The sequence below is a fragment of the Algoriphagus sp. genome, from assembly GCF_024642405.1.
Taxonomy (GTDB): domain Bacteria; phylum Bacteroidota; class Bacteroidia; order Cytophagales; family Cyclobacteriaceae; genus Algoriphagus.
In genome coordinates this window covers 1-9,727 of sequence record NZ_JAHEBC010000137.1, presented here as the reverse complement: position 1 = coordinate 9,727, position 9,727 = coordinate 1, and the positions used below count along the sequence as shown (strand labels likewise).

Annotated in this window: 10 protein-coding genes; 3 read left to right on the top strand and 7 right to left on the bottom strand. The window is 36.4% G+C overall.

The window, feature by feature from the left end; translation table 11 throughout:
- The 3 genes from Q0L68_RS11580 to Q0L68_RS11570 all read right to left on the bottom strand — a co-directional run.
- Positions 1-768, bottom strand: a 768-nt coding sequence (locus Q0L68_RS11580) for a PLP-dependent cysteine synthase family protein (protein ID WP_296703163.1), incomplete at its 3' end; no start/stop codon positions are given.
- Positions 769-861: 93 nt separating this feature from the next.
- Entirely contained in the window at positions 862-2,493 is a 1,632-nt protein-coding gene (locus Q0L68_RS11575; protein ID WP_296703161.1) for a putative ABC exporter domain-containing protein, read from the bottom strand.
- A complete protein-coding gene (locus tag Q0L68_RS11570; protein WP_296703159.1) occupies positions 2,486-3,202 on the bottom strand; it encodes an ABC transporter ATP-binding protein in 717 nt (238 codons plus the stop codon). Before Q0L68_RS11570 ends, Q0L68_RS11575 begins: the two co-directional genes overlap by 8 nt.
- 106 nt (positions 3,203-3,308) lie before the next feature.
- Here Q0L68_RS11570 and Q0L68_RS11565 point away from each other — a divergent pair, with 106 nt between their 5' ends.
- A complete protein-coding gene (locus tag Q0L68_RS11565; RefSeq protein WP_296703156.1) occupies positions 3,309-3,926 on the top strand; it encodes an outer membrane beta-barrel protein in 618 nt (205 codons plus the stop codon).
- 59 nt (positions 3,927-3,985) lie between these two features.
- Here Q0L68_RS11565 and Q0L68_RS11560 read toward each other — a convergent pair whose 3' ends face one another.
- From Q0L68_RS11560 to Q0L68_RS11545, 4 genes are read right to left on the bottom strand one after another with little or no spacing between them, the layout of a single operon-like run.
- Positions 3,986-4,909 (bottom strand): aspartate carbamoyltransferase catalytic subunit, encoded by a 924-nt coding sequence (locus Q0L68_RS11560; protein ID WP_296703154.1) that lies wholly within the window; start codon positions 4,907-4,909, stop codon positions 3,986-3,988.
- 2 nt (positions 4,910-4,911) lie between these two features.
- Complete coding sequence (gene pyrR / locus Q0L68_RS11555; RefSeq protein WP_296703150.1) at positions 4,912-5,460, bottom strand: bifunctional pyr operon transcriptional regulator/uracil phosphoribosyltransferase PyrR; 549 nt, start codon at positions 5,458-5,460, stop codon at positions 4,912-4,914.
- Positions 5,461-5,494: 34 nt separating this feature from the next.
- Positions 5,495-7,117 carry a transcriptional regulator gene (locus tag Q0L68_RS11550; RefSeq protein WP_296703147.1) on the bottom strand — a complete coding sequence of 541 codons (1,623 nt, stop codon included), beginning with the start codon at positions 7,115-7,117 and terminating at the stop codon, positions 5,495-5,497.
- On the bottom strand, positions 7,114-7,512 hold the full coding sequence (locus Q0L68_RS11545; RefSeq protein WP_296703167.1) for an EVE domain-containing protein: 399 nt from the start codon (positions 7,510-7,512) through the stop codon (positions 7,114-7,116). Before Q0L68_RS11545 ends, Q0L68_RS11550 begins: the two co-directional genes overlap by 4 nt.
- Before the next feature lie 104 nt (positions 7,513-7,616).
- On the opposite strand from Q0L68_RS11545, the gene polX reads away from it, so the two are divergent.
- Positions 7,617-9,332, top strand: coding sequence for a DNA polymerase/3'-5' exonuclease PolX (gene polX / locus Q0L68_RS11540; RefSeq protein ID WP_296703145.1), 1,716 nt, complete (start codon positions 7,617-7,619; stop codon positions 9,330-9,332).
- 58 nt (positions 9,333-9,390) lie between these two features.
- Positions 9,391-9,678: a hypothetical protein gene (locus Q0L68_RS11535; RefSeq protein ID WP_296703144.1), complete on the top strand. Its 288-nt coding sequence runs from the start codon at positions 9,391-9,393 to the stop codon at positions 9,676-9,678.
- Positions 9,679-9,727: the final 49 nt, after the last annotated feature.

Here is a 9,727-nt window from a genome sequence, read left to right as displayed (position 1 = left end):
TTTATCAGTCACTTTAACGAAATGGTCAATCATATCGAAGTCAACATTCTTTGGAAGAATGTCCTCACCAATCCCTTCTGTCAGATATGGATATACCTCCTTTTCATCAAAAATGCCTGTTTCCTTATATTTTTTGAAAACTGATCCATATGTATCAATCCCAACGGTCACCACATCTGGATTCTGCTCTTTCAGGTATTTGGCCGTACCACACATTGATCCACCTGTACCCACGCCAGCTGCATAATGAGTAACTTTACCATCAGTATCTCTCCAGATTTCCGGACCAGTAGTCTCATAATGAGCTGCGGTATTGGAAAGATTATCGTATTGATTTGGATAAAATGAATTTGGAATATCCTTATTGAGTTTTCTTGCGACAGAATAATATGATCTTGGGTCTTCGGGGGAAACATTAGTAGGACAAACGATCACTTCCGCTCCAACGGCTTTAAGAATATCAATTTTCTCCTTTGACTGTTTATCAGCCATGGTGAAAATACATTTATAACCTTTTGCAATCGCTGCTAAAGCCAATCCCATCCCAGTATTTCCACTAGTTCCTTCTATAATTGTACCTCCCGGCTTTAGAATTCCAGCTTTTTCTGCATCCTCGACCATTTTTATGGCCATTCTGTCTTTCATAGAGTTTCCAGGATTAAAGTATTCAACCTTAACTAAGACATCACCTTTTATCTCTTTAGCTAGTTTATTCAAACGGATCATTGGGGTGTTCCCAATAGTTTCAATAATGGAATTATAAATCATAATTAGTCATATTTGGTCTTCAAAAATAAAGGAATTTTTCTTGCCCTCCCGACTGCATCTCCTAAAAACAAAATATCAGGCAATAAAACTTAATTAGACCTCTTTGAATTCCAGTTTTTTGATGATATCAAGAGTTACATGAAGCAAAATGGCAGTGACGAATCCGATCCCAAGGACTAGTGCAAACAAGCCAAAAACAAACTGTTTGGTAAGTGCAAACACCAAAATACTTACCACTCCAGAAGGAATTATCCCAAAAATAAATATTCCGCCAATCATTAAAGGCTTTATTAGTACCCGATCCCAGCTCTCCTCCAACGCTATCTGAGGAATTAAATTGATAGAAAATCCGATTAAATAAAACCCAATCATCCCCAATAGAAACAGTGGGATTAAAGCCAAATTTACACTGGCTATAAACACTGAAGGGATAATCATTATACCAGAAAAAAGTAAAATCTGATAAAGGTCAAGTTTAATCATGTTCCAGAATTTAGAACTCCAGCTAGCAGGAATTAAAATAAAAAAAGGTTTTTTCAAATCTCCCACTGAAGCCCTACCGATTCCTGCCATGAAGTAAAACATTAACAGAACCAATAAGTACCCATAAAACACCTTATGAGAAAACCAGTCAAAGCGGGATAGCACTGCAAAAACAATTCCTAATCCTGCCATTATCAAAGAATAAATTCCAAAAAGTGGGTGAAAATCCTGTCTGGAACTATGCACGTAATTTCTCCAATAAAAAGCTTTCGCACCAACTCCAAAATCAGGCAAGGCCAGTTGTTTTTTAGCATTTACACTAAAATTACTTTCCGAAGCTTGCTTTTTCCCCCTTACTTTTTCGAGTTTCTCTTCATTGGATTTTGTTGCTTCCAAAACATCCTCGTAGTAATAACCTGAAAAACTGATTACCAACTTAACGACTGAAAAATAGGTCAAGCCATATAAGGTTATAAAACTAAATGCAAGAATAATATTTTGATCCCAGACATAACTCATTATTCCTCTGCTCCAGCCAACGACTGGGAAGAAATTAAACCAAGGTGAACTCACCCAAGAAAACATCCCTTGCCAGAATTTCTCAGCCATGAGACCTGGTATCAAAATCATCAGTCCCAGTGAAACCCCAAGAACAGCAACTCCTGTTTTAATGTATTCCATTACCCCATATTTAGTATGCAGGGTGTAAATCAAAAATCTCAATGGGAAAATCATGAAGAAAAACAGGGCAAAGCCTAAGATCAAAAAGATGATATTTCCGGCAGTCATTTCCAGTTGATCCGCCATTTGACTGGCTCCATAAACCAAAAACAACATACTCCCACCCAAAGCAGGGAGAATGGATCTTGCCATATAATAAATCAGAAGATTTTCTGGCTTGACCGGAGCAGTAAAGAGCAAATTAACATCAGCCATTTTAAAAAAAGTTACATTCTTCTTAGTAGCTCTATATAGTTGGAAAATGAAAAAAGCCAGCGCTAAAATGGTAATCCCACCGACAATATTTTGGATTGCGAAATCAACCTCCGGAAACTCCTCTAATGAAGGTGCCCCTGTTGAATTTTCATTTGACCTGCTCTTCATCCTCATGGTATAGATGAAAAAGAAATACGCCAACATTCCAGCGTAAGGTAATAGACGCAATGGATTTTTGAGAATTAACTTCAGGTTATTAAGCAGGATAAGTAAATCCTTTCTAAAAAGTAATCGGATCTCATTCATCTTTGGTGAGTTCTAAAAATAAATCCTCTAATGAAGTCCCTTCTTCTTGAACGAATTGCTGCTTTAGATTCGCAATTGTATCATTTCCCAAAATTTTTCCTTCTTTTAAAATCATAATCCGGTCAGCAATCGACTCTACGCTATCAATTAAATGGGTACTAACCAAAATAGTTTTACCTGCTTCTTTTAATTTTCTGAAAATCTGCCTTGTATTTTTAATTGCTTTAGGATCCAATCCAATCATCGGCTCATCAAAAAATAAAACCTGTGGATCTGGAATCAATGCACAACAAATGGAAACTTTTTGTCTCATACCTTTAGAAAGATCACGACCAAGCTTATCCTGCTTATCTGTCAATTCAAATGTTTCCATCAACTCCACAGACTTATCTTTCCAATCAGTCACCCCATAAGCTTGCCCAATAAATTGAAAATGTTCTTTTACTGTTAGAAGATCATATACATAAGGCGTTTCCGGAATATAACTAAACAGTCTTTTTGCTTCAACAGAAAGGTGATCGTACCCTCCGATAGTAATCTCACCGGAAGTTTTCCGCAACAATCCCACGATACATTTCATGGTTGTACTTTTTCCTGCTCCATTCGGGCCAAGAAGACCAACAACTTCGCCACCTTTCAATTCAAAAGAAATATCATCAACGGCATTTTGCTTTCCGTATTTTTTAATCAAATTATTTACTACGAGCATAAAAGTGAATTTGACCTTAAAACTACGGCGAACAAGTATGGTTTCTAAATTTTGGAATCTTTTTTGTTAAAGCTTTTAAACTATCAAACAACAAAATCATCATACCATGAAAAAACTCTTAGGAATTACACTTTTACTTTTTGTTTGCCAGTGGACAATAGCTCAACAAGCTGGAAGGTTTAGAATGGGTATGGACTTAGGTGCTGCTATTCCAAAAGGAGGCGGAATTGGGGCTCTTGTTAATTTAGAACCAAAAATAAATTTAAATAACAAAATGAATGTTGGTATCCGATTTGGCGTGGCGGGTTTAGCAAAAGATGTGACTTATTTCGACATCACAGAAGATTATGAAGGGGAGATTTCCGGCAATTTATCTATTACAGGGACTTTTGACTATTATTTTAATAATGGAGGTTCCAATGTTGCCCCCTATTTGGGAGCTGGATTTGGCTATTTTGCTTTAAGTAGTATAGATATACAAAACGGAGATTTTGACAATCCAGATAATTTTGGAGATTTAGAAGCCGACTTTAAATGGGCACCTATGGTAAGAGCGGGTGTAGAATTAGGCAAATTTAGAATGGGAGCTGAATATAATTTTGTCCCAACTAGTAATCTGCAAAATTCAGCAGGAGAAGTTATCGGAGAAGCAGTTAATCAATATTTTGGATTCACTCTTGGATTTTATGTGGGAGGCGGTCGATGGAGAGGGTATACCAACTAAAAAAATTTAAAAAGAGAGGAGTGCTAAATACATTCCTCTCTTTAAATTTTCAAATCCGATTATTTGACACCTGCTAAAAGGTAAAGCACAGCCATTCGGACTGCGACACCATTTTGGACCTGTTCAAGAATAATAGACTGTTTTGAATCTGCTACGTCAGAATTTAATTCAACTCCTCTATTGATGGGACCTGGATGCATAATCACAATTTCTTTATCAAGCTCTTCCAGCATTTTCCTATTGATCCCGTAATAAAGCGAGTATTCTCTAAGACTCGGGAAGTATTTAATCTGTTGCCTTTCCAGTTGAATTCTGAGAACGTTTGCCACATCACACCATTGTAGTGCTTTTCTAACATCCAACTCAACTTTTACCCCGAGGCTTTCTACATACTTTGGCAACAAAGTAATAGGCCCACAAACCATTACCTCAGCTCCTAATTTTTGAAGACAAAAAATATTTGAAAGAGCAACTCTTGAGTGAAGTATATCTCCTATGATTGCGACTTTTTTACCAGCTACATCACCCAGCTTTTCTTTAATGGAAAATGCATCCAGCAAGGCCTGTGTCGGATGCTCATGAGTTCCATCACCGGCATTGACAATATTTGCCTTGACATTTCTACTTAAAAAATGAGGTGCCCCGGGACTAGAATGCCTCATTACTACCATATCCACTTTCATGGACAAAATATTATTCACGGTATCTACTAGTGTTTCTCCTTTTTTTACGGAAGAATTACTGGAAGAGAAATTCACAACATCTGCAGAAAGTCTTTTTTCGGCTAATTCAAACGAAAGTCTAGTTCTAGTAGAATTTTCAAAGAACACATTAGCAATGGTAATATCTCTCAAGGATGGTACTTTCTTAATCGGCCGATTGATTACTTCCTTGAAGTTGGATGCAGTTTCTAAAATCAATTGAACATCATTCTCAGTAATGTTTTTGATTCCTAAAAGGTGTTTAGTGCTTATTTGAGACATGATTAACTTTTATCTTTCTCTGTAATCCAGATTGCATCTTTTTCAAACCCTTGTTCTTTCCACTCCACAACCACATATTGACTTTCCAAAGTATTGATCCGAACTCCGAAGTAATCTGGCATGATTGGGTAATCTCTTGTAAGTTTTCGATCCACGAGCACCATCAATTCAACTTTTTGTGGCCTCCCAAATGCGATCATAGCATCCATTGCCGCTCTGACTGACCTGCCTTTGTAAAGAACATCATCTACCAAAATCACTTTTTTTCCTTCTACCAAGAAATCGATTTTAGTCTCATTTGCCTTTAGTGGCAAGTCTCTTCTTCTGAAGTCGTCTCTATGAAAAGTGGCGTCTAAATATCCGGAGGGAACTTTTACTCCAGAAATTTCTTGAAGTAAAGAAACAATTTTATCAACCAATAATGTGCCTCTTGGTTGCAATCCTAAAAGTACCGTATTTTCGAAATCGTCGTGATTTTCGATGAGTTGATGACAGAATCTCCTCAGAATGATGGCAATCTGTTCTTCGTCTAAGACTAGCCTTTTTTGCATGGGTAAGATTTGTGGGTAAATATAGAAAGAATTTCTAGTCTAGAGACTCTTCCGGCTGGTACAAATCACCATCTACCAAAATTTTGGTCACGAAGAATACTTCCCGGACTTGTTCCTTTCCTGTATCATCTTGATATCTAACCCTTTGATTACCACTCAATAAAAAATACCTATCATACCAATGTACAAGTCTAAGGCTTTCGGAATCAGTATCTTTTATTCTTTCATTTTCCTCCACTAATTCCAATTCATAATACTGATTATCAAATATTTTTTCACCATTTCTGAAAAAACTTAATACCAGATCCAGATTTTCGACATACATATGGTAAACATCCTCGCCGACAACTGCCATTTCACCAAATGGCTCTGTATAGCTCGTAGTAAAATCATCATAAGTACTTGAATTATCCCAGATCACATTTCCTTCCTTCCCTATTTTTGCAAAGTGAGCTGAAACATATTGAAATTCTGTGGTGACTTGAAAAGAACTACCATTTGGCAAAACATTTTGATAGAAAGGATCTGCAAAATATGGTGTATATCCTAGTCGGTTTAAACGATCATATCGGTACAAACTAGACGGGGAATAAGATCCCGGCCTAGTATTACCTCTTGAATTCATCATATTGTAATGATCAAAATAAACTAAATAAGCCTCATCAGTAATATGGACATCCCTGATTGAATAAATATTTCTTAGGGTAGGAACTCTGTCTTTTTCCAAATCTTTTTCAACAGTTTCATCTTTTTTAATTTTTTCTTTTTCCTCCAGATAATTATAAAAGTTCGGAAAGTCTTTCAGGGTATAAATTTTGAAACTATGTTCTCCAAATTCATTAATATCCATGATATACATCCCTAAATATGTATTTCTTCTTTCATAACCGAATGATCCAATCATTGCCTGCTGGTATTCCCTCATAGGCAATAGCAATCCATCCATAATTTCTTGATCTGAGTCTCCAAATTGATCTACTCTTACTTCTCTCATCAGATTCCCATTCAGGTCATAAGTATTCACTAAAATTTCCTTGCTTCGGTTTTTTACCTCTCGACTCATCACAAGTTCCATTTCCTTTAATTCAGGGACTTTTCTCAATTGTAGAACTTGTGTATCTGGATTATAAATGCCCTGAACAGTAATGACCGAACTCTCGCTCAAGTCAAATATTTGAAGGACTGGGTTTCTTTCAGCGATACCCATAAATAGAGCCTTTCCATCCAAAACCAGAAACTCTACCAACTCCATATCCAGTAAATTATTGGCATCAAACTCGATCCCCTTATTGGAATCCAAATCTATTTTAAAAATGTACTTATCAGAATTGGAAGCATAGCCCTTTTGTAACAAAAGAAACAGAAAACCCTCATCAACATCAAATCCAATAATATCAAAGCCTTCCTTCACCGGAAATTCAATCACCTTTGTTGGCGCTAAATTAAAATCGGTTTTAAAATATTGAATCTTTCTCCGAAAATTCAGCCCTTTTTCTGGTACAGTTCGAAATGCGACAATCCCATCTTCAACTCGAGTCATTTCAAAATTTGGTTCATACATTTCTGAAGGAACTTCAAGTCTCTCAATGAATTTTATTTGTGCCCAAGAGACATTTGAAATAAAAAGCAGCAATATGCTTGTAATTAGTATTTTCATGAAACCATTTTTAAAATCAAATCGAATTCAGATTTTTCGAGAGGCATTACCGATAGTCTACTTTGACGAAGCATGAGCATACCTGAAAGAGCATCTTCTGACTTGATCGCCTGTAAAGAAACGGTGTTCTTTAAGCTTCTGTTCACTTTTAATCTTACAGCTAGCCAATCATTATTTGAAGGATCAGGAAAGCTTTCTTCAGAAACTTCCGCAATACCTACCACTTCTTTTTCTTTTCCACTATGGTAAAACAAAACCAAATCCCCTAGCCTCATGTCTCTCAGGAAATTACGAGCCTGATAATTCCTCACTCCATCCCAAACATCTTCTCCCTTTTTTTTAAAATCCTCCCAGGAATATGAACCCGGTTCAGATTTAACCATCCAATAATTCATTTCTTCAGAATTAAATTTCAATTTTAAGTTAAGCTTTCAACCTTTAATTTGAAACAATAAATAGAGACATTTGTCTCAATACTTAACATAATAAACAAAAGATTTTGGACCACAAGACCATTCTTAAGAATCTAAAACTATGCATTCAACTTATGGAATTGCATGAGGAAAACAGTTTTAAGATCAGAAGCTATCAAAGTGCTCTTAATTCTCTTGAGAGAGGAGATCAGGATTTGATGGATCTAAGTGAAGATGAAATACAGAAAATCCCAGGTGTCGGAAAAAGTATTTCAGAAGCTATACTTTCTCTTAAAGAGTCTGAGTCATTTGCTCTTTTAGATGAACTATTAGAAAAAACTCCAACAGGAATTTTAGAAATACTGCAAATAAAAGGACTGGGGCCTAAGAAAGTCAAAATTCTTTGGCAGGAATTAGGCATCACAAGTACTCATGAGTTGATGGAAGCTTGCCAATCAGGTAAAGTTGCCAAGATAAAAGGCTTTGGTGAAAAGACGCAACAGACAATCATTGAAAACCTAGAATTTAAGGCATCCAATGAAGGTAAATGGCTCTATGCAGATGTGGAAGAGATTATTGAAAATCTTTCTAACGATTTAAAAGCCTTATATGAAGGTTCGGAGCTTGCGATAGTTGGTGATTTTGCCCGAAAAACGGAGATAATTGCCGAAGCGGAATGGTTAATAGGGATGGAATCCTTATTTGGAGGAAAGGAAAAATTAAAAAAATGGAGTGCAATTCAATGGGATATGGCTGCATCAGGCCCTTTTGCATGGAGAGGCAAATTAAAAGATTTTGACCTTCAGATTACTGTCCACTTTTGCAGTAAGAAAGATTTTATCTGGAAGAAAATGATCCTTTCTGCATCTCCATTATTTCTTAATGAAAATGTCGCTGACAAAACCAGTATAGGAGACCTGATCCATAAAAAGGACTTCAATTCTGAAGAAGAGTTTTTCAGTAAAAATGAATTGCAATTTATCCCAGTCGAGATGAGAGAGGGATATGGCGAAGTCATGTTGGCGAAAGATAAAAAAATAGGAAAATTGCTTAAAGACTCAGATTTGAAGGGCATTCTCCACAACCACTCAACCTACAGTGACGGAAAACATAGCCTAAAACAAATGGCAGAACATTGTAAGGAATTAGGCTTCGAATACCTTGGAATTTCTGACCACAGTAGAACTGCATTCTATGCAGGAGGATTAGAAGTGGAAAGGATTGTGAAACAACATCAGGAAATTGACGAGCTAAATAAAGAATTAGCTCCCTTCAAAATCTTCAAGGGAATTGAAAGTGATATTTTGCCGGATGGAAGTTTAGATTATCCTGATGATGTGCTTGCCAGCTTTGATTTTATCGTTTCTTCCATCCATTCTATTTTGAATATGGATATTCGAAAAGCTACTCATAGACTTTTAACAGCCATTGAAAATCCTTATACCACAATCTTAGGTCATCCAACCGGCAGACTTCTTTTAAGAAGAGCAGGATATCCTATTGATCATAAAAGCATTATTGATTCTTGTGCAAAAAACAATGTTGTGATTGAAATTAATGCAAATCCATGGAGATTAGATTTGGACTGGAGATGGGTTCGTTATGCGATGGATCAAGGTGTAAAACTTTCCATCAATCCTGATGCCCATGAAATGGACGGATATGCCGATATGCATTATGGAGTTTTAGTGGGAAGAAAAGGTGGACTCACAAAAGAAATGACCTTAAATACGCTTTCGGTAGATCAGATTACTGAATACTTAGAGAAAAGAAAATCCAGTATCATATCACCTTCAAAGTGATTAGAATACTTTCTTTCTTTTCTTTCCTTATCTTCGAGCCTTATTTCCAAATAAAAGAATGAAGTGGACAAACCAACCAAATAGTGTACTACTAGAAAGGTCTTTCCTTTTTGGGATTGTAGGTATTATACTAGGCACGATTGCCATTTTTAACACTAAATTCCAATATCTGGATGCTCCTATGGGGCCATTAAACGGAGTAAGCTTAGGTCTTCAGCTTATAGCCATTAGTTTGGCCGTTTTGGTTTTAAGGAAGAGAAAAGTTGAACCAGATCTAAAAGTGAAAGCTCAAAAGATGATTGTGGTACTTGCTGCTGCTTTTCTGTTTTTTATACTTTCGATCTAAAAATCTGAGGCTTCAGCAAAAAAAATCAAACCCCGAACCGTAATCGATT